Here is a 23833-nt window from a genome sequence, read left to right as displayed (position 1 = left end):
CGAAACCTCTTTGGTCATGGTCAGGGCGCGATGATCGGCTGTGCCTTCAGCACAGCCTCTTTCGGGGCGATGCCGTCGAACAGCGATCCTTCCTCGAACCAGGAGCGCGGCGCGGGCGCACCCCAAAGCGTCTGGCGCTGCGGATCTTTCAGATCCCACTTGATCGGTTCCAGGTCCGGGTCGACCGTCTGGTAATCCGAACAGTAGATCTCGATCCGGTGGCCATCGGGGTCGCGGATATACAGGAAAAAGGCGTTGGAGATTCCGTGCCGGCCCGGACCGCGTTCGATGTTGTCGACCCAGCCCGACGTGCTCATCAGATCGAGCAGGTCGATGATGTTGAGCGGCGTCGGCACCCAGAACGCGGTGTGATGCAGGCGTGGTCCTGTTCCATTCGTGAACGCGATGTCATGCACCCCGCCCTTGCGGTGCGTCCACGCCGCCCAGAGCCGGCCGCTTTCCTCGTCCTCGGTGTATTCTGTCACGCGAAAGCCAAGCTCGTTATAGAACGCGACGCTTTCGTCCACGTCCGGCGAGAACACGTTGAAATGGTCGATGCGCAGCGGCTTGACCCCGCGATAGAGCTTGTATTGCTGGTGGATCGGCGGCAGGCGGTCCATCTTGACGTAGAATTCCAGCGGGATGCCATGCGGATCGCGCGTGCGGAACGTGCGCGACTGGTAGGGACGGTCGACCCATTCGACGGGCAGGCCCTTTTCCTTGAAAAACGCCTCGGCCGCGTCCAGCGACGCCTCGTCATAAAGCTTGAAGCCCAGATCGCGTGCGCAGGCCGCATCGCCCTTGCGCAACACGATGCAGTGATGGCCGCGTTCTTCCATCGCGCGAAGATAGATCGCCTCGCTGTCTTCGTCTGTGACCTGCAGGCCCAGTGTATCGACATAGAAGGCGCGCGATTTCGCAAGATCGGTGACCGTCAGTTCGACATGGGACAGCCGCACGATATTGAAGGCGGGATAAAGGTTCGGAGCGGGAACTGGCATCTGGTTATCCTCTTCGGGCCGGTCAGTTGACCGGGAAAATCACGTTTGTCTGGCCGGTGCCGGAACTGGGGAAATACTCGGTCACCACCTCGCCCCGGCCGGTATAGGTGTCCCAGCCAAGCGCCCCAAGCAGCATCACCGTGTCATGCATCGACCCTTCGCCGCAGCAATATTCGGAGTATTCCGGCAGCATGCCGATAAAGGTGGGCCAATCGCCCTTTTGCCAAAGCTCCAGCACGCGCAGATCGACCTGGCGGTTGAACTCCTTGGAGATCGTGAAGGTGCCGTTGTTGGCGGCATAGTCGTCATTGGGCCAGATGCGGTGCGACAGCGACCCGGACGCCACCAGCAGAACTTTCGATCCCGACGCCTCGATCGCCTCGCGGATCGCCTCGCCCAGCTTGCGCGAGGTTTCATAGGAGTGCACCGTGCACCAGGCGGCGACGGATACCACCTTCATCTCGTGCTTGCGCGCCATGAACCGCATCGGCACCAGCGTTCCGTATTCCAGTTCCAGCGAGTCTAGGTGATGCGACAGGGTGTAAACGCCCTTGTCCTGCGCCTTTTGGGCGATCAGGTCGCCCAGTTCGGGGTTGCCCTGGTAGTCATAGGGCAAGTCCTGGATGAACTGCGGAAACTCGTTCGAGGTGAACAGCCCGTGAAACCGGTGATTGGCGTTCACGTGGTAGCCTGCGTTCACCACCCAATGCGTGTCGCAGATCACCACGGTATCCGCGCCCAGCTTTTTCGCGCGTTCCGCAATCGCGTAATGCCCGTCGATCGCGGGCTGGCGGGTGCCTTCGACGGGGCCCGGCTGTTCCGACATCAGCATCGTCGGAACATGGGTCATCTTGGCTGCCAGAACTAACTCACCCATCGTGGACTCCTCCCTCGGGATGTTTCGCGCGTTTCCCTGGGGCCGTCAGGCGCCCAGCCGTGGGATCTTGTGCTGACCGGTGGCAAAGCCGATGTGCTTTTGCTCCATGTAGAATTCGAACGACCAGTCGCCGCCGTCGCGGCCGATGCCGCTGGCCTTGACCCCGCCAAAGGGCGTGGGCAGGTGGCGGACGTTTTCGCTGTTTACCCAGATCATGCCCGCCTCGAGAGCGTTGGTAAACCGCAGGGCGCGTGTCAGGTCGTTTGTCCAGACATAGGCGGTCAGGCCATAGGCCACGTCGTTGGCGATCTGCAGCGCCTCGTCCTCGGTTCCGAACTGGATCGCCGTCAGGACAGGGCCAAAGATTTCCTCCTGCGCGATGCGCATCCGGTTGGTGGCATGGGTGAAAAGCGTCGGGCGCACGTAGTGGCCGGGCTGATCCAGCGGCGCGCCCCCGGCGGCGATGGTCGCGCCGTCCTGCCGGGCCACGTCGAAATAGCTGCACACCTTGTCGAAATGCACCTTGTGGATCAGCGGGCCTACCTCGGTTGCCGGGTCCAGCGGATGGCCGACGCGGATATTGTTCACCCGTTCGGTCAGCTTGGCGATGAATTCGGGTGCTGCGCTTTCCTGCACCAGCAGGCGCGAGGACGAGGTGCAGCGCTCACCGTTCAGCGAATAGATCATGAAGATCGCCGCATCCAGCGCCCGGTCCATATCGGCATCGTCGAACACGATCACCGGGTTCTTGCCGCCCAATTCGAAATGCACCCGTTTCAGCGTGTCGGCACCCTGTTTCATGATCATGCTGCCGGTTCTGGATTCGCCGACAAAGGCGATGGCGCGAATGTCGGGATGTTCGGTCAGCGCCCGGCCGGCATCCTCGCCAAAGCCGTTCACAAGGTTCCACACGCCCGCCGGCAATCCGGCCTCTTCGGCGATTTCCATCAGGATGCGCGCGGTCACCGGGCTGAACTCGGCGGGTTTGTGCACGACCGTGCAGCCCGCGGCCAAAGCCGGCGCGATTTTCCATGTGGACAGCATGAAAGGCGTGTTCCACGGGGTGATCACGCCAACCGGGCCGATGGGCACCCGCGTGGTGACGTTCATCAGCGTGGGCGAAGGCAGGTGTTGTCCGTCCCGCGCGGCGGCGGCGCGGTCCGCGAAAAAGCGGAAATTCTCGGCCCCGCGCAGCGCCGCCTTGGACATGAAGCGCAGCGCCTGGCCGGTGTCCCAGCATTCCGCAAGGGCGATTTCCTCGGCACGGGCGACAATGCCATCGGCGATGGCATGCAGCACCTTTTTCCGCTCGGCCGCGGGAAAATCGCGCCAGGCCGGGAACGCGGCCTTGGCGGCCTGCGCTGCCGCGTCGATATCGGCGGCGCCCGATTTCGCGACGTCGCAAATGTGACTTTCGTCCACCGGCGAATGGTTGGCGAAGATCGCGCCGGATTGCGCAGGCGCGTCCTGCCCGCCGATCCGGTTCATCACACCCGTTTCACGCAGGCGGGCCAAAATCGGTTGCAGCTTGGCGATGTTGTTTTCCAGGTCGGACATGGATCAGCCTTTCAGATCGTCGGGCAGGTGGTCACGGATCGTACCCGTCTTGGGTGACAGTTCCGGGTCGATATCACGCATTTCAAAAGACAGGGCGATCGGGCGCCTGGCCATCAGCGGCGCCAGAAAATCGCGCGCGGTTTCGAAAATCCGTGCTGTGGCGCGCTTGCGCGTGTCGAGGTCGCGGCCGCCACGCAGACGCACCGAGATGTCGATATAGCCGTGCTTTGGATCGCCATCGGCAATCGAGACATGGTCGGCCTTGAAGGCCCGCACGCGAACCCCGGCCAGGGGCAGAACGCCGGTGTCGATCGCCGCGCGGCGCAGAAGATCGCAAAAAGCGGCCATGTCGACCGCATCCTCCAGGTTGGCCGAGTAATCCACGGTGATGTGGGGCATCGGGCGATTCCTCCTCTTTCCATTAACATGTTAAATATATTACAGGCCCTGCGTCAAGCCTGCATGTTGCGCAGGGGCGCGTTTCGGGGCAAAGAATGCGCCATGACGAACCCGCATGCGCCAGAAACCAACCGCTCCCTGCCCATCGCGCTCTTGCGTGCGCGTGAAAAGGTGATGGGCCCGATCCGGGCGATGCTGGCCGATGTCGGGGTGACGGAACAGCAATGGCGCGTTCTGCGTGTTCTGGACGAACGCGGGCCGCTCGACCCGACCGAAATCGCCGACCGGTCCTGCCTGTTGCTGCCCAGCTTGACGCGGATTTTGCAGACGCTCGAAGGCAAGGCGCTGGTCAGCCGCGCGGCGCATCCCACCGACCGGCGCAAACAGGTGGTGACGATCACCGAGGACGGTCAGACCCTGATCGCTGACAACCTGAAGGAAAGCCAGCGGCTGAATGCCTGGCTGCGTGACAGCTTCGGGTCGGAGAAACTGGATGCGCTGCTCGATCTGCTGAACGAGCTGGATCAGCTCGACCGCCCCGACGGACGCTGAAACCGCGCGGTTTCAGGCCACAACCGCGCGATCAGGCCACACCCTTCGGCACCACGCCCTGCGCCACCCACTCGTCGAAAATCTCAAGCACGGTTTCGCTGAACGCGTCGTCGTTGATGTGGCACTCCATAACCCGCAGGTCCGTCGTGTCCGGCACCGCCTGCTGCATCGCGTCGTTGAAGGCGGCAAGCCCTTCGGCGTCATGCAGCGGTGCGCCGGGCCGGTCCCATTCATTGCCGCCACCCTTGGGCAGCACGAAGATGGACGGGCCCTTTGCCTCGGCCAGCTTGCCGCCCAGAACGCCCGCGATTTCGCGCCGCTCGTCGGTGTCCAGGATGACCGAGGTCAGCAGCCGGTTATGCGCATGTGTCGGCCGGCCTTGGAGGCGTTCGGGGATGGGTTGCCATCCGATCAGGTCGACAAGGTCATAGCAGGCCGATGACACGATCTGCGGGATGCCCTGTTTGCCGGCATTGGTGACCCGGTCGGCGCCGGCCGAAATGCCCGATCCCATGTGATGGTTGACCACCTCTTGCGTGGCGAAATCCATCACGCAGGCAAAGGCACCTTCCGCGGCAAGGCTTTCGAAGGCACGCCCGCCCATGCCGGTGGCATGGAAAACCGCCACCTCGTAGCCGCGCTTTTCCAGCTCGGGCTTGAGTTTGACCATGTAGTGCAGGATCGTCTTGCCGAAACTGGTCATGCCGATCAGCGGGCGGTCGCGCTTGGGCGGTTCGACCGCGCGCGCGGCGCCCAGTACGGCGCCCGCCGCCTGCGAAAGCGAGGATTTGCAGACCGAGTTCAGACCATACAGCCCGCCGGCCCACAGGATCATCTGGATATCCGCAGCCAGCCGCTCGGGCGGCAGCATGGCCGAAAAGCTGACGGTCGAAACGACATATTTCGGAACGCCCAGCGGCAGCGCCGCGCAGACATCCAGCGCAAGGTCGGTGCCCATCGTGCCGCCCAGCACGATCACGCCGTGAATGGCGCCCTCGCGGTAAAGGCGCAGCGCCTCGGTCGCGGCGCCTTCGGCCATGATCTGCATGGCGACGTTTTCGTCGCCGCTGTCGATCGCTGCCTGGATCGTGCTGCCGCCCGCCTCGGCCACCTGATGCTTGGAGATGTCGCAGGGCTGGCTTGGGTCGCCAAGAACGCTGACATCCATCGTCATCACGCCACCACCCTGTGCCTTGATCCGTTCGGCAAGATAAGTCAGCTCGTCATCCTTGGTGTCGTAGGTGCCCACGATCAGAATGGTCTTGTCGGCGGTCATGATTATCCTCCGTTCAGGTATCTTTCGGCGAGCGGCAGGGCGGTCGCAATGGCGCGGGCCGAGCGTTCCGCACCGCCAGGTTCGTGCAGGCGCGGGATGATCCAGCCCGGATAGGTCAGCGCGCGCAGCACCAGGAAAAGGTCAAGCGCCGCGCCGTCCACCTTGCGGCGCGTGGCATAGCCTTCGATCAGCGCGGCCCGGATATCCGCATAGTCCGGCGCATCGAGTTGCCGCATCAGGAAGGTCGCCAGTTCGAAATCGCGAAAACCCCAGCCGCCATCGTCGAAATCGATCAGGTACAGCGCATCGCCATCGCGCATGATGTTTTCGGTGATCGCGTCGGCGTGGATCAGGCCATAATCCAGACCGGCCTCGCGCGCCGCAAGATCCGCGGTGGCCGTCGCCCGCGCCGCTTCGAACAGGGCGCGTTCGCCAGGTTCAAGCCCCGGATGTTCCCAGAACCGGCCCCACAGGGGTGCATCGCCCAGCAGCCCCGCCCGGTCCCATGCGGGGCGGGTGAAATCGGCCGGCGGCGTCCACGCGTCCGACAGGTCATGCAACTGCGCCAGCACCCCGCCCAACCGGTGGGCCAGCGCCGGGCGGTCGGCCACCCCGTCCATCGCGCCACCCGCACCCACCATCTGGCCCGGCAGCCAGGTCAGCACGTCGACCAGCTTGCCATCCACATCGGTGGCGAGCCTGCCATCGGGCAGGGGCACCGGACGCGGCACGGCCATTCCGCCCTCGGCAAGGGCCGCCATCCATTGCAGTTCCGACAGCAATTCCGCCTCGCTGCGGTATCCTGCACGGTGCAGGCGCAGGGCAAAGGGCCCGCGCGGGTCCGCCACCTTGTAGACCGCGTTTTCGCGGCGCGCGGCCAGCGTCACCCCGTCCGGGTCAAAGCCCCACAGCCGGGCGGCGGATCGGGCGCGCGCATCCGTCATGCCAGCGGCGTTTCCGTAAGCACGGCGTCCAGCGTTTCGATCACCTGATCGACATTGGCGCGTGAAAAGACCATCGGTGGCCGCATCTTGAGCACGTTGTAATGCCGCCCCAGGAAGTTCAGCAGAACGCCGCGCTGGCGCATGCCATTGGCCACGCGCTTGGTGAAGGCGGTGGCGGGTTCCTTGGTCGCACGGTCCAGCACCATTTCAGCCCCGAAAAACAGGCCCGAGCCGCGCACATCCCCGATGCAGTCATGCCGGCCGGCCAGTTCCTGCAGGCCGGCCTTGGCATAGGCGCCCACATCGGCGGCATTGTCCTGCAACCGGTCCTCCTGCACCACGCGCAAGGTGGCCATGGCCGCCGCACAGGACACGGGGTTGCCGCCGAACGTGTTGAAATAGCGGAAATTGTTGCGGAACTCGTACATCGTGTCGCGCGGTGCGATGACCGCGGCAACCGGGTGGCCGTTGGCCATCGGCTTGCCGATCGTGACGATATCGGGGGTGAATCCGATCTTCTCATGCCCCCAGAAATGACTGCCAAGGCGCCCGAAACCGGGCTGCACCTCGTCCGCGATGATGACGCCGCCCGCGCGGCGCACCACCTCGACCGTGGGGTCGAGCCAGCCCTCGGGCAGGTCGGGAAAGCCCTCGTTCGCGAAAAAGGGGCAGAGGATCAGGGTCGAAAAGCCGTATCCCTTTTCCTCGAGCACGGAGATCTGTTTTTCCACCTCGGCGGCAAAGGCGCGGGCATGGGCCATGCCGGCCTCGCCACCCAGCGGGCGGTAGCTGTCCGGCGCGGGCACGAAACCCACATTGTCCCAATACCCCCCAGGCGGAGGGTTCGAGCGCGACAGCTGATGCACCGCCGTGGTGTTGCCGTGATAGGTGTGGTCGGTCGCGATCACGCCGGTCTTGCCGGTCAGCGCCTGCGCCATGCGCAGCGCGACGTCGTTCGCCTCGGACCCCGTGCAGCACATCAGCGCGGTGTCGAATGTCGGCCCGAACGTCGCGGTCAGCGCCTCGACATAATCCAGGATGCCCTCGTGCAGGTAACGGGTATGCGTGTTCAGCGTGCCCGCCTGTTCGCAGATCGCCTGCACCACGCGTGGGTGGCAATGCCCGACATGCGGCACGTTGTTGTAGCAATCCAGGTATTCGCGCCCGTCCGCGTCCCACAGACGCACACCTTCGCCCCGCACAAGATGCACGGGTTCGTCGTAAAAGGTCGACATGTTGGGGCCCAACAGGCGGGCGCGGCGGTCCAGCAGGGTTTCGGTCACAGTTGCATCCACGCGGTCTTGAGGTCGAAATACTTGTCGAAGGCATGCATCGACTTGTCATGACCATTGCCCGATTGCTTGACGCCGCCAAGGGGCACCGTGTTGTCGGACCCGCCATAAGTGTTCACATGCACCACACCCGCGCGGATGCCCGCCACCATGCGGTGCGCGCGCGACAGGTTCGACGTCCAGACCCCTGCCGCCAGCCCGTAATCGGTGGAGTTGGCGATCCGCAGCGCGTCTTCGTCGCTGTCAAAGGCGGTGACGGCCAGCACCGGGCCGAACACCTCTTCGCGGGCGACGCGGTGGCCGGGGGCGACATCGGTGATGATCGTGGGCTCCATGTAATAGCCGCCCGTCGATTCCAGGATGCGGCTACCGCCGAGCGCGATGGTGTTGCCCTCTTTGATCGCGTCCTCGACAAAGCCGAGATTGCCCATCAGTTGCGTTTCGGAATTGATCGCGCCGACCTGGCTCGACAGGTCCAGAGGGTCGCCCACGCGCAGCTTTTTCGCCTCGTCCGCCAGCATCGACACGAAGTCGTCGTGGATCGAGCGTTCGACCAGAAGCCGCGAGCCGGCCACGCAGACCTGACCGGAATTGCGGAAAATGCCCATCGCGCTGACCTTGGCCGCCTGCGCCAGGTCGGGCGCATCGGCAAAGACGACATTCGGGGATTTGCCGCCCAGTTCCAGGTAGACGCGTTTCAGGTTCGATGCGGCGGAATATTGCAGCAGCCGACGCCCGGTGGCCCCCGACCCGGTGAACACCAGCACATCCACGTCATGCGACAGCGCCAGCGCCTCGCCCGCGACCGAGCCCTGGCCCGTCACCACGTTCAGCACACCGTCGGGCAACCCGCATTCCATGCAGATCTCGGCCAGGCGCAGCAGCGACAGCGAAGCGGTTTCAGCCGGTTTCAGAACCACCGAGTTGCCCGCCGCCAGCGCCGGCGCCAGTTTCCACGCTCCGATCATCAGCGGGAAGTTCCACGGCACGATGGCGCCCACGACCCCCACGGGCTCGCGATGCACAAGGCCCAGCACATCGGGCGCGGTCGGGGCGATCTCGCCATAAACCTTGTCGAGCGCCTCGGCATAATAGCGGAAGGTGCCGGCAGCCGATCCCGGCTCGGCCTTGAGCGCCATGTTCAGTTCGGTCCCGTTGTCGCGCACGCCCAGAACGGCCAGTTCCAGCGCCTCGGCCTCGATCCGGTCGGCGACCTTGTGCAGCACCTTCTTGCGCGCTGCCGGTGCCATGCGCGACCAGCGCCCATCGTCAAAGGCGCGGCGCGCTGCGGCGCAGGCGCGGGCGACATCGTCGGCGCTGGCCCGTTCGATCGTTGTCAGTTTTTGTCCGTCGATCGGCGAGACAACATCGAGCGCTTCGCCCGAAGCTTTTTCCCACGCTCCGTCAACAAGTAGTCTCTGCGGCGCGACAGGTGCGCGCCGAAGGTCGTCGATGAGTGCTTGGTCGACCATTTTTCCTGCTTAAGCTCCTTGCGGTCCAGCCAGACGCGGCGGAAATGAATGAAGAGAACGCCCAGGATCATCAGGAACAGGATCATGGACACCGGGCGTTCGATAAAGTCGAAGGGGGTTTTGACGCGCGCCATGCCGGCCCGCAGCTTGACCTCCATGATGCCGCCCAGAACCATCCCGAGGATGATCGGCACCGCCGGAAGCGACAGGCGTTTCAGGACGAACCCGATCAGCCCGAATACAGCGGCGATGATGCAATCCGTGGCCGAGTTGCGCAGCGAATAGACCCCGACGAAAGACAGCGTCAGGATGCAAACACCCAGGAAGCGGTTGGGGATCTTCACCACCTTGATGAGCTGGTTCGTCGCAAACAGCAGGAACACCAGCACGATCACGTTCAGGATCAGCAGCGCAAGGTAAAGCGCCACGACGAACGGCATATCATTCTGGAAAAGCTGGGGGCCCGGCACGACGTTGTGGACGTAAAAGACGCTCAGCATCATGGCGGTCAGCGCCTCGCCGGGAATCCCGAGCGCAAGCAATGGCACCATCGCGGCGGCGGGCACCGCGTTGTTCGAGGTTTCGGCGGCGATCAGCCCCTCGCTCGATCCGTGGCCGAAATCGTCGGGGCGTTTCGATGATTTCTGCGCATAGGTGTAGGACAGGAATTGCGCGGTGAATTCGCCCACGCCAGGGATCATGCCCATCAGCACACCGAAACTGGCCGAAACGCCCGCGACGCGCGGATGGCGCCCCAGTTCGCGCAGGCCCTGGAACAACCCGCCCTTCAGCTTTGTGATGCGGGTTTTCTCGTCCTCGCCCTGCAGCAAAAAGAACGCCTGGCTCAGCGCGAAAAGGCCAAGCACCACCACGATCAGGTCGATGCCCGAGGACAGGAAGGATTGGTCGAACGTGTACCGCTTGGAATACTTCACCGCCTCAAGGCCGACGGTGTTCAGGAAGATGCCGAAACACGCCAAGGCCGCCGCGATCAGCGATTGGCCCCGATGGGCCACGACGACGAGGATGATACCCAAAAGCGCCGCCAGAAAGATTTCCCGGCTGCCGAACAGCGGCGCGATCCTGGCAAGGACCGGGGCGAACAAGATCAGGCAGATGACCGAGAAAACCCCGCCGAAGAACGATGACGAATACGCCAGGCTCAATGCGCGCCGCGCCTCGCCGCGCGCGGTCATCGGAAAGCCGTCATAGGTGGTCAGCGCGTTTACGGCGGTGCCGGGCGTGTTGATCAGGATCGCCGGGATCGCCCCGCCATACATCGAACTGCCGTAAATACCCAAAAGCACGGTCAGCCCGACGATCGGGTCCATGCTGAAGGTCGCTGGCAGCAGGATGGCGATGGCCACAGCCGGGCCCACGCCGGGAATGGCGCCGATCAGAACGCCGCCGACCGACCCCACGAGCAGGGCCAGGACCACGTCCCAGCGGGCGAGGATTTCGAGGCTGGCAAAGATGAGATCCATGTCGCGCCCGTCAGAAATTCAGGATGAAGAACGAGCGCAGCGCGCCCGGCAGGTATTCATACAGCATCGCGCCGGGGATCTTGACCTGCAGAAAGGCCTTGAACACCACCACGACAATCGCACCGAAAGCGGCACCCGCCCAAAGCAGTTTCTTCGAGCGATATCCCATGCGCCAGACCATCGCCGGGACAAAGGCCATCGTGACCGGCAGGTAGCCGATGACCGGCACCATCAGCACATAGGCCATGAACCACAGCGCGTATTCCAGCGGCTGCGCCCATATCCGTGCCTCGATCACGTCGGTGCGCCGCACACGCCGGCGCGGCAGGCGCCAGAAATGCAACGCCCCGAACACCACCATGCCGCCCAGACCCACCGCGGGCCAGAACCGGGGCTGCGCGAAGAACGCGGTGCGCTTGACCCATTTGGTCTGGTCACCGATCTGGCTGAGCAGCAGCAGCGAAAAGACCACGAATGCGATGGCAAAGATCACCTGGCCCTGCAGGCGTCCGACCCATCGGCGTTCTTCGGGGGTGCTCATTCCGGGATATCCCTTGGCAAAGGAAAGGGGCCGGGCACTCGGCCCGGCCCCTGGCGTCTGATGTTATTCCAGCAGGCCCTGGATGCGCGCCACGGTGTCGATGTCGCGCGCGATGCGGGCGGCACTGTCTTCGGCGTTCTGCCAGTAGACCAGCGCCCCGGTTTCCTTGGCCACGGCCTGTGCGCGGTCGCTCATCACGGTTTTCTCGGCCACCGCGATGATCTTGTCGCGCACGTCCTGCGGGGTGTCCTTGTGGACGAACAGACCGTTCCACAGCGCGATGTCCAGCGACGGGTCGACCTCACCGGCGGTGGGTGCGTCGGGGACAAGGCTGATACGTTCGTCGGTGATCGACACCAGAACCTTCACATCGTCCAGGCAGGGCAGGATCAACTGCAGCGTGGTGTTGATCACATCTGCGTCGCCCGAGGCCAGCGTGTTGCAATCCAGCGCGTCGAACGCGGCATCGCTGCCCCATTCGAAGCCCTTGTTCACGGCCAGCGCCTTGGTCACCTGCGTGGGTGTCAGCGGGTCGCCGAAATGACCGAGCGCCACGTCGTTTTCCTTGGCATAGGCCGCCAGCTCGTCCATCGTCGAATACGGCGCGTCGGCGCTGGTGGCGATGACGAACGGATAGGTCAGGAAGATGCCCAGCGGGTCGAACTTCTCGGGCGTCAGGTCGTCGATGCCGATCTGGTGGCCCACCACGGGCACGCCGATCACGAAAGACCCGACCGTGTAGCCATCCGCCGGGGCGTTCGCCACCTCGATCGCGCCGGGGAAGGGGCCGCCGCCGCCGCCGGGCTTGTTCACCACGGCTGCCGAGACACCGTATTCGTTCTGGAAATCCTCGGCGATCATGCGGGTCAGCACGTCTTCGAGATCGCCCGGAGGCCACGGCACGACAAAGCTGACCGGCTTTTCGGGATATTCGGCAGCGGCCATGCCGCCCACCGTCGCCATGGCCAGCGTCAGGGCGCCGCCAAGAAGGGTGTTGAGTTTCATATTTGTCTCCCTGTGGTTGGTTCATTATTTGAACCGATGGTTCTGTTTTACATTGACAGACGCTGCGACTTTCTGTCAACAAATTTGGCAACAGCGCTGCGCCATCGCGGTGCATCGCCCGAAAACGCGGCACAGAGAGGGGCCTTTCCCACCCATGGGCACGACGACCAAAGCCTTGTCATTGCTGAACTATTTCAGCCGCGCCCGTCCTTTGATCGGGCTTAGCGACATGGCGCGCCTGTCGGGGCTCAACAAGGCGACCGTGCACCGCCTGATGGGTGAACTGGCCGAGGCGGGATTCGTCGAGCAGGCCGGTACGGGGCGCGAATACCGGCTGGGTCCGGCGGTGATGCGGCTTGCGGCGTTGCGCGAACACGCGGTGCCGATGCGCGATGTCGCGGCGTCCGTTCTGCGGGATCTGAGCGATGCGACCCAGGAAACCGCGCATTTCTCGCTCATGCAGGGGCAGACATTGTCGACTGTCGCCTTCGCTTACAGCCCCGTTCACGGCACCCGCGTCACGATGGAGGATGCCGAGGTTCTGATGCTTCATGCGACAAGCTCGGGGCTGGCGGTTCTGGCCTACAGCGCGCCCGAAGTGGTCGAGCGCGTGTTGTCCGCCCCGCTTGCGGCCCGCACGGATCAGACCATCACGGACCCGGACAGAATCCGCGCGATTCTGGATGAAATCCGCGCGGTCGGCGTGGCTGAATCCGTCAGCGGCTTCGAAGAGGACGTGCATTCGCACGCCGCCCCGGTATTCGACGCCGAAGGCGTTGCCATGGGCGCAATCGCCGTTGCCGCGCCCACGGCGCGCATGGATGCCGGGCTGGCTGCGCTTATCCGCCGGGCCGTGAAAGCCGAAGGCCTGCGCCTGACCGCGATGCTGGGCGGGCTGACACCACGAGATTACCCCAAGGACGATGCGCCGCAGGACGCGGCAGCCAACGCGATAGCGGCAGATGGCATGTCTGCCCAAGCATGAGGAGATAGGACAGATGAAGGACGGCAACTTTCTGAAAGAGCACAACGCGCGCTCGATGTGGCACCCGATGGCGCACCCCGCCGACAGCCTGGCCAATCCGCCGACCATCGTCACCGGGGCGCAGGGGGTCTGCATCACCGATGTCGACGGCCACGAGGTTGTCGATGCCGTGGGCGGGCTGTGGAACGTGAACCTCGGGTTTTCGTGCCAGCCGGTCAAGGACGCCATCGCCGCGCAGTTGGACCGCCTGCCGTATTATTCGACCTTCCGGGGCACGACGAACGATTGCGTGATCGAACTGTCCGAGGAACTGCGCGATTTCTTCGCGCCCGATGGCCTGACCCGTGCGTTCTATACCAGCGGCGGGTCCGACAGCGTGGAAACCGCCCTGCGTCTGGCGCGTCAGTATCACAAGATCCGGGGCGAGGCCGGGCGCGTCAAATACCTGAGCCTGAAAAAGGGCTATCACGGCACGCATTTCGGTGGGGCCAGCGTGAACGGCAACGCCAATTTCCGCACGCAGTACGAGCCGCTCTTGCCGGGCTGCACGCATATTCCCGCGCCTTACACCTATCGCAACCCGTTCAACGAAACCGACCCCGAGCGGCTGGCCCAGTTGTGCCTCGCCGCGCTGGAGGACGAGATCGCCTTTCAGGGGGCAGGGACCATTGCGGCCTTCATCATGGAGCCCGTCCTGGGGGCGGGTGGTGTGATACCGCCCCACGAAAGCTTCATGCCTGGTGTGCGCGACATCTGCTCGAAACACGGGATACTGCTGATCGCCGACGAGGTGATCACCGCGTTCGGCCGCACCGGAAGCTGGACCGGCAGCCGCCACTGGGGCGTTCAGCCCGACCTGATGTGCACCGCCAAGGCGATCACCAACGGTTACTTCCCCTTCGGCGCCGTGATGATTTCCGAAGACGTGGCGCAGGTGTTCGAACAGGACGAAACCGGCCGCGCCGCGATCGGGCACGGCTACACCTATTCGGGCCATCCGGTCGGCGCCGCCGCGGCACTGGCCTGCCTTGCCGAGACAAAGCGGCTCAACGTGCCGGAAAACGCCGCGGCGCGCGGGGCCGAACTGTTTGCCGGGTTGCAGAAACTGGCGGCCACATATGACCTGATCGGCGATGTGCGCGGTGGGCACGGCCTGATGTGCGCGCTGGAACTGGTCAGCGACCGCGCCGCCAAGACGCCCATTGACAAGGGCACCATCGGCAAGATCCAGGAGGTCGCCTATCAATCAGGCGCGATGGTGCGCGTTTCGGGGCCGAACATCATCCTGTCGCCGCCGCTGGTTCTGACTGCGGACGATGTGCAGACGATCCTGTCGGCGCTGGACAAGGGGTTTGCAGCGGTCTGACAAGACCGCCGCGCATGTGCCGTTCAGACGACCAGAACCGGCACATGCGCCAGCCCGGTCACCTTGTGCGAGACCGAGCCCAGCAGATACCCCTCGACCGAACCCATGCCCCGAGCGCCCAGCACGATCAGGTCGCAATCATGCTCGGTCGCGAAGCGCACGATGGTGCGGGCGGGTTGACCCGCCTTGACGAAGGCGCGAACCGTCGGGGCGCCTTCTTCGGTGGCTTGTTTCTTGGCGTATTCCGCGACCTCGCGCGCGTGATCGCGCATGGCATCATCCATGTTGCCCGGCGTCGTGGCGCGCACCATTGAAAACGACGCTTCCAGCATCGAGTGGTGGCGATAGACCGTCAGGATATTGATCTCGGCATCGCAAAGCGCGGCCAGCTCGGCGGCTTTCTTCAGCGCCTGTTCCCCGCCTTTCGAGCCGTCGAAGGGCACAAGAATCCTTTTGAACATCCGCGTCCTCCTTTTCGATTACTTGGCGAATGCCAGATCACGCAGGAACAGAGCGATCTGCGGAAAGAAGATCAGCAATGCCGATACGCAAAGCAGGATGAAGATAAAGGGCGGTGTGCCGCGGATCACCTCGATATAGGGGCGTTTGAAAACGGCGATGGCCGTGAAGATATCGCATCCGAAAGGTGGCGTGGCCGATCCGATCGCCACCTGCAGCGTGATGATCGTGCCCACCAGAACCGGGTCCAGCCCGACGGAATTCACCACCGGGGCAAAGATCGGCACCAGCACCAGGATCACCACGATCGGGTCCACGAACATGCAGCCGATGAAGAACGCGATCGAGATCACGAACAGAACACCGATCTGGCCCATCTGGTCGATCCCGATACCCGCCAGGATCGCCTGCGGAATCTGCGCGAACGAGATCACCCAGGAAAACGCAGCGCCCGCGCCTACAAGGATGAACACCACCGCGGTGATGAGCCCGGTGGATTTCGCGGTGTCGTAGAGACCGTTGAAATCCAGTTCGCGGAACACGAACATTTCCAGGATGATCGCATAAAGCACACAAGCGGCCGCAGCCTCGGTCGGGGAAAAGATGCCGCCATAGATGCCGCCGATGATGATCAGCGGAAAGCCCAGCGGCCAGAGCGCCTTTTGAAGGGCAAGGGCGCGTTCGCCCCAGGTGGCCTTTTCCTCGGTCGGGACGTTGTTGCGAACCGCGTAGATCCAGGAATAGATCGAAAACAGCAGCAGGATCAGCAGGCCGGGGCCGACCCCGGCGATGAACAGCTCGGCAATCGAGGTGTTCGATACCACGCCATAGATGATCATGCCGATGGATGGCGGGATCAGGAACGCGATGTCCGACGAGTTCACGATTAGCGCCAGGATGAAGCTGTCATTGTAACCCGCCTTCTGCATGCGCGGGCGCAGCGGGCCACCGATCGCGACGACCGTCGCCTGGGTCGAACCCGATACCGCGCCGAACATGGTGCAGGCCGCTGCTGTCGAAACAGCCAGCCCGCCGCGCAGGTGCCCCACGAATGACATCACCAGGTCGATCAGGCGCCCGGCCGATTGCCCGCGTGTCATGATGTCGGCGGCAAAGATGAACATCGGAACCGCGATCAGCGATGCAGGACGGATCCCCGCCATCATCTGCTGCACCATGGTTTCCATCTGGCCCATCCCGCCGAACAGCGAATAGAACCCGACAAAGGCTCCGACGATCAGCGGAATCATCATGGGAAAGCCCAGAAGAAGCAGCACGATCATGATCGAAAAGATTGTCAGTGCCATCGCTCAGACCTCCATCTCGCCGTCGTCATACCCTTCGAGCACGCTGGTCGAGAGGTAGATGTCCTTTTCGATCAGGTTCTTGATCGCGGTCAGGGCGTATTGCAGCCCGGTCATGAAGAATCCGACCGGTACCCAGACAAGGATGATCCAGACCGGGATCTGCAGAGAGGGCAGAACACGCCCGCGCCCGGCCTGCGTCAGGATGTATTGCAGCGAATACCACGCCAGCCCGAGCATGAAGATCGCGGTCACGATGGCGATGATCACCATAAGAACCTTGCGCGGTCTGGGGGGCAAGGCGTCGAAAATCGCGGACATGCGGATGTGACGCCCCTGGCGGGCGGCATAGGAAATGCCGGCAAATGTGATCAGGATGATCAATATCCGGTTCAGTTCTTCGGAAAAGAAGATCGAGCTTTGAAATACGAAACGCCCCACGACATTCGATATCGTGTTCAGGGCCATCAACAGCACGCCCGCCGCAAGCAGTACGCTTTCGATCCGGCTGATGGCGGTGTCTATCGTGCCCAGGAAACCGGGCAGCGAGGATTGGTAATCTTGAAGCGGCGCGTCGTCCGTGCCGGTCGTATCGGTCTGGGATTGCAGCTGACTGCGTTCTTTTTCTTCTGACACCGACCTGTCCCCGTTCTGGGATGAAAATGGACAAAAGGGGATGCGCCCCGCTTGGGCGCATCCCGGAAATAGGCGCTGTTAAATCAGTCGCTTACATTGGCCAGGTCGGCCTTCATCTGCTCGAGGATCTCCTTGCCGGAATCGCCCGTCATCTCGATGAACTGCGCTTCGACGTCCTTGGCTGCCTCCATGAAGGGGGCGCGCTGTTCGTCGCTCAGGCGCGTGACGGTGATCGACGGCTTGGCTTCCTTGATGGCGGCCAGCGACTCTTCGGTCAGGCCCTGCTGGTAGTCGAGGATGTATTCGAACGCGACGTCGATCGCGTCATTGATCATCTTCTGATCTTCCTCGCTCAGGCCTTCGAAGAAGTCCTGGTTGGCCATGATCGCCGTGGTGAAGTTGTTGTGCCCGGCGAAGGTGATGTAATCGGTTACCTCGTACATCTTGGTCGACTCGACGAAGAACATCGGGTTTTCCTGACCCTGAATGATGTTCGTCTGCAGACCGCCATAGACCTCGCCCCAGGGCAGAGGTGTCGGCGTCGCGCCGAATGCCTTGTAGCTTTCGACCAGCAGCGGGTTCGTCATCACCCGGAACTTCACCTCGTTCAGATCGGCAGGACCGGCAACGGGCTCCTTGGTCGTCATGACGACCTCGCCTTCGGGGTACATGGTCAGCAATTCAAGACCCTGTTCCGCGTAGAGCTCGGGGAACATCTCGTTGATGGCTTTCGAGGTGCGGAAGAACTCGTTCAGCTCTTTTTCGTCCTGCGGCAGCAGGTAGGGCACAAAGAAAACCTGCGCTTCGGGGATCAGCGAACCGGTAAAGCCCGGCGACTGGTTCACGAACTGCAGAATGCCCGCCTGGGTCTGCTCCATGATATCGGCGGATTCACCCAGCGTGCCGTATGGGAACAGCTGAATTTCGTGGTCGGAATTCGCCTCGACCTCTTCCTTGAACTTGGTGGCGAACACACCCTGCACGTCGGTGATCGCCTCTTCGAAGGCATAGCGCCACGTATCGGCCTGCGCTGCGGTCATGCTCGCGGCCAGCGCCACGGTGGCGGCGGTTCCGGCAAGGATGCGTTTCATAAATGTCATAGGTTACCCCCTTCAGGTTGCAAAAACACACGAATTGGCCGGCGCGGATTGCGCCGGAAAACGTGAAAGCTCTTCGATTCTCTACCGGGTGGCTCTGGCGTCCGTCCCGGGTGTGCATACGGGTCATCCGACCACGCGCATACACCGATGTCGTTGGGGCAAGCAGGCGCCCAAGTCGGCGCCTCAACCCGCGATCATCGCTACCCGTTTACGATGACATGCTGAGCGCAGATGTCAAATCGCAGGTCGCGAGACAATTTAAATTATTGATTTAAAATGAAAAAGGCGCCCTGCTTTGCCGGCACCCTTCCGGTTCCGCCATTGGGGCGGATTATGGTTGGGGGACAATCAGGACAAGGCCGTCCAGGTCGTCGCTGGCCTCGATCTGGCACGAAAGACGCGAGGTGCCCCGGCGCTCGGCTTCGGCCACATCCAGCATAGCGTCTTCGAAATCGTCCACCTCGCCGGTTCTGTCCGCCCAGGCATCGTCGACATAGACGTGACAGGTGGCGCAAGACAGGTTGCCGCCGCATTCCCCGATCACGTTGGGCACGTTGTTGGCAACGGCAGCTTCCATCATGTTCACGCCATTTGCCACCTCTGCGGTGATCTCTTGGCCATCGGGCAATTTCCAAGTGACTTTCATTTCCGGTTCCTTTGCTGTGGCGGGGTCAGACGAACCATACGTAGAAGTCGCGCAGCTGGTCGCCTTCGAGGTCGCGGGTTTTCTTGACCTCTTTTTCCTTCATGAAGATGTGGTTGTCGCACAATAGCTGGCCCACGGCCGCCTGAAGCGCGGTATCCGCCTTGAGATCGGCAATCGCGCCTTTCAGGTCAATCGCCGTGCTGTCCTTGGCATCCCATTTCTCGAACCCGTCCCCGGTTTCCATCGGCGGCAGGGTATATCCGTTTTCGACCCCCAGCCTTGCGGACTGCAGTACCGCCGCCACGGCCACGTAAGGGTTGGACGAGGCGTCTGCCATCCGGTGTTCCAGGCGTGCCTTTGGCCCGCCCTCGGTCGAAATACGGGTGGTCACGTTTCGATGATCGCCGCCCCAGTTGCAAAGGAACCCGGACAAAGACCCCGGTTGCAGCCGCTGATAGGAATTGGCGGTGGGCGCGATCAGCCCGGCCAACCCGCGGTGATGGCGGATCATCCCCGCGATACAGCCCTTTGCCAGGTCGTTCATGTGATCGGGGCCGCCCCGTGGCCCGGATGACAGCGCGTTGCCGCCATCGCCATCGACGAAGGAAAAATTGATATGCATGCCCGATCCGCCGGCCTCGGCGATCGGCTTGGGAAGGAACGACAGGACAATCCCATGCTCCAGCGCGATCTCGCGTGCCATCAGCCGGAACAGCACGATATCGTCCACCGCCTTCACCGCCTCGTCGAAGGTCAGCGTGTATTCGAACTGCGGGCTGTCATATTCTGTCGTGATCATGTCGAGCCGGAACCCAAGCTCGTCGGCCTTTTCCCAGATCGCATCGTTGAAGCGCAGAGGATCGGAAAACGGCCCCGTGCCATAAACATGCGCACCGGGTGTGTCGTAAGGTACCAACCGTCCGTTTTCATCCGACACCAGGGCAAAGGCCTCAAGCTCGATGCCGACCTTCGGCGTCAGCCCGCGCGCCTGCCAATCGGCCACGGCGCGTTTCAACGCGCCACGTCCGCACATTGCCAGCGGCGCGCCCTCGGTATCGTACAGGTCGCCCACGACGATCTTGGTGGCCCGGTCCCAGCTGTCGCGGATCTGTTCGCCTTCCCAGTGCAGTTCCATGTCGGGCAGGCCCTGCATCATCATCGCGCCCGGCGCGTCCAGCAGATCCTTGTCGTAATGCACGCCGAAATTCGACCGGCAGAACCGGGTCGAACCGTCGCCGATCTTTGAGCCGGGCAGGTACTTGCCCCGCATGATCGACAGGTGATCGCAGAAAAGCGCGCGCAGGCGGGTGTTCATCGGGGTCTCTCCTGTTGGGGCGGCCGGGGTCTTTGTCGCCCCGGTCCGAAGGGTCAGGCCGGCACGACGTGCACCGGCAAGTTCTTGTACCCGCCGACAAAATTCGAGCGGAGGAATTTCGGCTCTCCGGCGGGTTCGATGGATTTTATGCGTTTCGCCAGTTCCTGGAACAGTACCCGCACTTCAAGCCGCGCCAGCCACATCCCCAGGCAGACATGCGGCCCGCCCTGCCCGAACGCGACGTGCCGGTTGGGCGTGCGGTGCAGGTCGAACCTGAACGGTTCGTCGAATGCCGCGTCGTCCCGGTTGGCGGACACGAACCAATAAAGCACCTTGTCGCCCGCCTTGATCGTCTTGCCGTGCAGGTCGAAATCCTCGGTCGCGGTGCGGCGGAAATACATGGCCGGGCTGGCCCAGCGGATGATTTCATCAGGCGCGGTTTCCCAGACATCCTCGGTCTGCATCTGGTGCAGGAACCTGGGGTCGTGGGTCAGCGCCTGCAGCCCTGCGGCGATGGAATAGCGCGTCGTGTCGTTGCCCGCGGCGACCAGCAGGCAAAAGAAGTTCCTGAACTCTTCCTCGGTGATCCGGCTGCCATCCTTGCCCGGCTGCAGGATCAGGTGCAGCACACCAGACGTGTCGCCTGCGGCATCCTTTTTCGCCATCAGTTCCTTGGCATATTGATAAAGCTCCGCCCCCGCGGGCGAGTTGAAGGGCATCATGCGGAATTCATCGGTCGTCATCTTGTCGAGGACGTGATCGGTGAAATCCGGGTCGGTATTGGCAATCAGCGCGTCGCCCTTTTCAACCAGCCAGGGCAGGTCTTCGTCAGGCGTGCCGATGATCCGGCCCAGCATCCGCATCGGCAGTTGCCGGGCGATTTCCTTGGTGGCGTCGAACGTGCCCTTTTCGACCGCGACATCGAGGATTTCATCGCACAGCAGTTTGATATCGTTTTCGAACTCGGCGATCACGGGTTTGGAAAACGCCTTTGCGACCTTGATGCGCGTCTGCATATGTTCGGGCGGGTCGGTTTCCTGGAACGTGCGGCGGGCCAGGTATTCCTCGTAAGTCTGATCTTCCATGCGGATACCGCGGGCCGATGAGAAAACCTTTGGGTTACGATTCATCTCCACGATGTCGGCCATCCGCGTGATCGACCAGAACCCCTGTCCGTCGGCGTAATCCGTCCAGTGAACCGGATCTTCGGCACGCAGACGTGCAAACGTGTTGTGGGGTGCGCCCTGCACAAAGGTGTCATGACTCGTCAAATCGGCGTGGCCGTTGTCGGTTGGGGTCCAGACGGTCATGGGGAAACCTCTTTCCTTAACTTGTTAGGTATATTATACGGGCTTATAAATATGTAAAGAGGATTCCTCATGCGCCTGGCCACGCTTGTCACCAACACCGACGAAAGCGATTTCGCCCATGCACGGGACATGGACGATGTGAAGTTCGCCAAGCTGATCGCGATGGTCCGCCCCGACTGGACGGTCGAGGCATTCAGCGTGAAGGACGGGGAATTCCCCGAAAGCCTCGATGGCTTCGATGGCGTGATGATCACCGGCAGCCCGGCCTCGGTCCACGACGGAGAGCCCTGGATCGCGCGTTTGGAAGAGCTGATCCGGCAGATGGTCGGGCGCGGTATCCCGGTGTTCGGTGCCTGCTTTGGGCATCAGGCGATCGCAAAGGCGCTGGGCGGCACGGTCGGCTACAATCCCGACGGTTGGGAAATGGGCCGCATCGAAACCGAAGTGGTCGATCCCGCGCCATGGATGCAGGATGCGCCCGCAAAGATGGGCCTTTATGCCGCGCACAAGGAACAGGTGATCGAGCCGCCCGCGGGGGTGCGCATCCTGACGCAAACACCGGGCTGCCCCGTGGGTGGTTTCGCCATCGGCGGGCATGTCTACACCACGCAATATCACCCCGAGATCGAGCCGGAATTCATGGCCGATCTGCTGGACGAACTGGCCGACGAACTGCCTGGCGACGTGGTGGACAGGGGCAGGCATTCCTTGGATAAGCTGCCGGATCAAAAGGCTTTTGCCGAAACGATCGCCCGGTTTTTCGAACAGGCCCGCTCCTAACCCAGGGCCGCCAGAAGATCCATCGCGGTGACCTGGTCGAACTGCACATGCCGCGCCATGGCCGCCTCGGCGGCTTCGGCGTCGCGGTTCAGGATCAGTGTCGTGATTGCCCGGTGATCACGGGCGCTGTCGGCGATCGCCCCCTTGTAGTGATAGCGCGCGCGGTAATACGCCATCAGTTTGCGCGCATTCGTCTTTATCATTTCCAGCAGGAATGGGTTGCCCGCTGCCTCGGCCACGCGGGCGTGATAGGCCATGTTCAGTTGGTAATACCGGTCAGGTTCCGCATCGCCCAGGGTGGCAGCGTGGTCCTCGCAAGCCTTCGTGACCTGTTCCAGCTTGGCGGCGAAAGAGGTCGAAAGCCGTCGTGCCGCCAGCCCCGCGGCCTGGCCTTCCAGCTTGGCGTGCACTTCGAGAATGGCCAGGAATTCTTCCAGCGTGGGTTTGAACACCACCGCGCCCTTGCGCGACAGGCGCTTGATCAACCCCGCCGTTTCCAGTTGTATCAGCGCCTCGCGCACAGGAGTGCGCGACACGTTGTGGTCGCGGATCAATGGGGCCTCGTCGATCAGGTCGCCGGGGCTCAACCGGCCGGCTTCGATCTGGTCGAGAATGGCGGTGATGATGGTGTCGGTCTGGTTTGGCATGGCCGAATTTGGACTGGAATTCGCCGATTTGTAAAGCCGTATGTATATTTAAAAGTTGCAAAAATATGCAAAATCCGCGCGGTTTGCCGGGGAAACCGCGCGGTTCCCGTTCAATCCCGCCCGGACCAGAGCTTGACCGTCTGACGCGCGGCCTTGGCCAGCATCACGACATCGATGCCCACGGCCAGGAACTGCGCCCCCCAGGCGGCATAGTCCTGCGCCACCTTGTCGTCGACCGCCAGGATGCCCGCCGCCTTGTCCGAAGCCGCGATGCGGCCCAGCCCGTCACGGATCGCCTCAACCACCTCGGGGGCACCGGAATTGCCCGGGTGCCCCATGTCGGCTGCAAGGTCGGCTGGTCCGATGAACACGCCGTCGACGCCTTCGACTGCCAGGATTTCGTCCAGCGCTTCCATTCCCGCGCGGGTTTCGACCTGCACCAGCAGGCACATCTGGTCGTTGGCGGTGGCGACGTAATCGGGGATGCCGGAAAACTCGGACGCGCGGGCCAGTGCCGCACCTGCGCCGCGGATGCCTTCGGGCGGATACCGCATGGCGCGCACGAGGTCGCGGGCCTGGTCCGCGCTTTCGATCAGCGGGATCAGCAATGTCTGGGCGCCGGCGTCGAGCACCTGCTTGATCGCCCAAGTCTCGCCCATCGGCAGGCGCACCACCGGATGGCTGTGCGCGCCCTTGAGCGCGACAAGCTGCGCCATGATCGAACGCAGGTCGTTGGGGGCGTGTTCCCCGTCGATCACCAGCCAGTCGAAACCGGCGGTGCCCAGAATCTCGGTCGCGTAAGGGTCGGCGAAACCGGCCCAGCAGCCGATCACGCGCTCGCCACGGGCGAGGCGCTGCTTGAAGGTGTTGGTGGGCGCGGGCATC

The 23833-nt window shown here is 63.0% G+C and carries 24 protein-coding genes; 4 read left to right on the top strand and 20 right to left on the bottom strand.

The window, feature by feature from the left end:
* Positions 1 to 20: 20 nt before the first annotated feature.
* Genes hpaD (BLT50_RS06290) through BLT50_RS06275 form a run of 4 tightly spaced genes read right to left on the bottom strand, consistent with a single transcriptional unit; the run spans position 21 to position 3834 of the window.
* Positions 21 to 1001 carry a 3,4-dihydroxyphenylacetate 2,3-dioxygenase gene (gene hpaD / locus BLT50_RS06290; protein ID WP_090027717.1) on the bottom strand — a complete coding sequence of 327 codons (981 nt, stop codon included), beginning with the start codon at positions 999 to 1001 and terminating at the stop codon, positions 21 to 23.
* A 22-nt stretch (positions 1002 to 1023) separates the two neighbouring features.
* A complete protein-coding gene (hpaD, locus tag BLT50_RS06285) occupies positions 1024 to 1878 on the bottom strand; it encodes a 3,4-dihydroxyphenylacetate 2,3-dioxygenase (protein WP_090027715.1) in 855 nt (284 codons plus the stop codon).
* A 45-nt stretch (positions 1879 to 1923) separates the two neighbouring features.
* Complete coding sequence (gene hpaE / locus BLT50_RS06280; RefSeq protein ID WP_090027713.1) at positions 1924 to 3435, bottom strand: 5-carboxymethyl-2-hydroxymuconate semialdehyde dehydrogenase; 1512 nt, start codon at positions 3433 to 3435, stop codon at positions 1924 to 1926.
* Positions 3436 to 3438: 3 nt separating this feature from the next.
* The gene (locus tag BLT50_RS06275; protein WP_090027711.1) at positions 3439 to 3834 is read right to left on the bottom strand and encodes a 5-carboxymethyl-2-hydroxymuconate Delta-isomerase; all 396 of its coding nucleotides are present in this window, start codon (positions 3832 to 3834) and stop codon (positions 3439 to 3441) included.
* A gap of 102 nt (positions 3835 to 3936) precedes the next feature.
* Here BLT50_RS06275 and hpaR point away from each other — a divergent pair, with 102 nt between their 5' ends.
* Complete coding sequence (hpaR, locus tag BLT50_RS06270; protein WP_090027958.1) at positions 3937 to 4386, top strand: homoprotocatechuate degradation operon regulator HpaR; 450 nt, start codon at positions 3937 to 3939, stop codon at positions 4384 to 4386.
* A gap of 31 nt (positions 4387 to 4417) precedes the next feature.
* Here hpaR and BLT50_RS06265 read toward each other — a convergent pair whose 3' ends face one another.
* From BLT50_RS06265 to BLT50_RS06235, 7 genes are all read right to left on the bottom strand, one after another.
* Positions 4418 to 5662, bottom strand: coding sequence for a Tm-1-like ATP-binding domain-containing protein (locus tag BLT50_RS06265; RefSeq protein WP_090027708.1), 1245 nt, complete (start codon positions 5660 to 5662; stop codon positions 4418 to 4420).
* Between the two features lie 2 nt (positions 5663 to 5664).
* Positions 5665 to 6606 (bottom strand): phosphotransferase enzyme family protein, encoded by a 942-nt coding sequence (locus tag BLT50_RS06260; protein WP_090027706.1) that lies wholly within the window; start codon positions 6604 to 6606, stop codon positions 5665 to 5667.
* Complete coding sequence (locus BLT50_RS06255) at positions 6603 to 7841, bottom strand: aspartate aminotransferase family protein (RefSeq protein ID WP_090027957.1); 1239 nt, start codon at positions 7839 to 7841, stop codon at positions 6603 to 6605. The genes BLT50_RS06260 and BLT50_RS06255 overlap by 4 nt, the downstream gene beginning before the upstream one ends.
* A gap of 44 nt (positions 7842 to 7885) precedes the next feature.
* Positions 7886 to 9352: an aldehyde dehydrogenase gene (locus BLT50_RS06250; RefSeq protein WP_139170486.1), complete on the bottom strand. Its 1467-nt coding sequence runs from the start codon at positions 9350 to 9352 to the stop codon at positions 7886 to 7888.
* Entirely contained in the window at positions 9235 to 10854 is a 1620-nt protein-coding gene (locus BLT50_RS06245; RefSeq protein ID WP_090027703.1) for a tripartite tricarboxylate transporter permease, read from the bottom strand. The genes BLT50_RS06250 and BLT50_RS06245 overlap by 118 nt, the downstream gene beginning before the upstream one ends.
* 10 nt (positions 10855 to 10864) lie before the next feature.
* The gene (locus tag BLT50_RS06240; RefSeq protein WP_090027699.1) at positions 10865 to 11395 is read right to left on the bottom strand and encodes a tripartite tricarboxylate transporter TctB family protein; all 531 of its coding nucleotides are present in this window, start codon (positions 11393 to 11395) and stop codon (positions 10865 to 10867) included.
* A gap of 63 nt (positions 11396 to 11458) precedes the next feature.
* On the bottom strand, positions 11459 to 12400 hold the full coding sequence (locus BLT50_RS06235) for a tripartite tricarboxylate transporter substrate-binding protein (RefSeq protein WP_090027697.1): 942 nt from the start codon (positions 12398 to 12400) through the stop codon (positions 11459 to 11461).
* A 154-nt stretch (positions 12401 to 12554) separates the two neighbouring features.
* Here BLT50_RS06235 and BLT50_RS06230 point away from each other — a divergent pair, with 154 nt between their 5' ends.
* On the top strand, positions 12555 to 13385 hold the full coding sequence (locus BLT50_RS06230) for an IclR family transcriptional regulator (protein ID WP_090027695.1): 831 nt from the start codon (positions 12555 to 12557) through the stop codon (positions 13383 to 13385).
* 13 nt (positions 13386 to 13398) lie between these two features.
* On the top strand, positions 13399 to 14751 hold the full coding sequence (locus BLT50_RS06225) for an aspartate aminotransferase family protein (protein ID WP_090027693.1): 1353 nt from the start codon (positions 13399 to 13401) through the stop codon (positions 14749 to 14751).
* Between the two features lie 23 nt (positions 14752 to 14774).
* On the opposite strand, the gene BLT50_RS06220 is transcribed toward BLT50_RS06225, so the two are convergent.
* From BLT50_RS06220 to BLT50_RS06190, 7 genes are all read right to left on the bottom strand, one after another.
* The gene (locus tag BLT50_RS06220) at positions 14775 to 15212 is read right to left on the bottom strand and encodes a universal stress protein (protein WP_090027690.1); all 438 of its coding nucleotides are present in this window, start codon (positions 15210 to 15212) and stop codon (positions 14775 to 14777) included.
* 18 nt (positions 15213 to 15230) lie between these two features.
* Entirely contained in the window at positions 15231 to 16517 is a 1287-nt protein-coding gene (locus BLT50_RS06215) for a TRAP transporter large permease (protein ID WP_090027688.1), read from the bottom strand.
* Between the two features lie 3 nt (positions 16518 to 16520).
* Positions 16521 to 17123: a TRAP transporter small permease gene (locus BLT50_RS06210; protein WP_090027955.1), complete on the bottom strand. Its 603-nt coding sequence runs from the start codon at positions 17121 to 17123 to the stop codon at positions 16521 to 16523.
* A 110-nt stretch (positions 17124 to 17233) separates the two neighbouring features.
* Positions 17234 to 18241, bottom strand: a complete 1008-nt coding sequence (locus BLT50_RS06205; protein ID WP_425433939.1) for a TRAP transporter substrate-binding protein — start codon at positions 18239 to 18241, stop codon at positions 17234 to 17236.
* Positions 18242 to 18581: 340 nt separating this feature from the next.
* Positions 18582 to 18896 carry a 2Fe-2S iron-sulfur cluster-binding protein gene (locus BLT50_RS06200; RefSeq protein ID WP_090027683.1) on the bottom strand — a complete coding sequence of 105 codons (315 nt, stop codon included), beginning with the start codon at positions 18894 to 18896 and terminating at the stop codon, positions 18582 to 18584.
* A gap of 25 nt (positions 18897 to 18921) precedes the next feature.
* Positions 18922 to 20211 (bottom strand): type I glutamate--ammonia ligase, encoded by a 1290-nt coding sequence (locus tag BLT50_RS06195; protein WP_090027681.1) that lies wholly within the window; start codon positions 20209 to 20211, stop codon positions 18922 to 18924.
* Positions 20212 to 20264: 53 nt separating this feature from the next.
* Complete coding sequence (locus BLT50_RS06190; protein ID WP_090027678.1) at positions 20265 to 21521, bottom strand: cytochrome P450; 1257 nt, start codon at positions 21519 to 21521, stop codon at positions 20265 to 20267.
* Between the two features lie 69 nt (positions 21522 to 21590).
* On the opposite strand from BLT50_RS06190, the gene BLT50_RS06185 reads away from it, so the two are divergent.
* Entirely contained in the window at positions 21591 to 22301 is a 711-nt protein-coding gene (locus BLT50_RS06185) for a type 1 glutamine amidotransferase (protein WP_090027675.1), read from the top strand.
* On the opposite strand, the gene BLT50_RS06180 is transcribed toward BLT50_RS06185, so the two are convergent.
* A complete protein-coding gene (locus BLT50_RS06180) occupies positions 22298 to 22948 on the bottom strand; it encodes a GntR family transcriptional regulator (protein ID WP_090027673.1) in 651 nt (216 codons plus the stop codon). The two genes, BLT50_RS06185 and BLT50_RS06180, sit on opposite strands and share 4 nt — an antisense overlap.
* Positions 22949 to 23058: 110 nt before the next feature.
* Positions 23059 to 23832: an aldolase/citrate lyase family protein gene (locus tag BLT50_RS06175; RefSeq protein WP_090027671.1), complete on the bottom strand. Its 774-nt coding sequence runs from the start codon at positions 23830 to 23832 to the stop codon at positions 23059 to 23061.
* Between the last annotated feature and the right edge of the window lies 1 nt (position 23833).

The sequence above is a fragment of the Lutimaribacter saemankumensis genome, assembly GCF_900100005.1.
In the GTDB taxonomy this organism is placed as follows: Bacteria; Pseudomonadota; Alphaproteobacteria; order Rhodobacterales; family Rhodobacteraceae; genus Lutimaribacter; species Lutimaribacter saemankumensis.
This window is presented reverse-complemented; position numbering and strand designations above follow the sequence as displayed.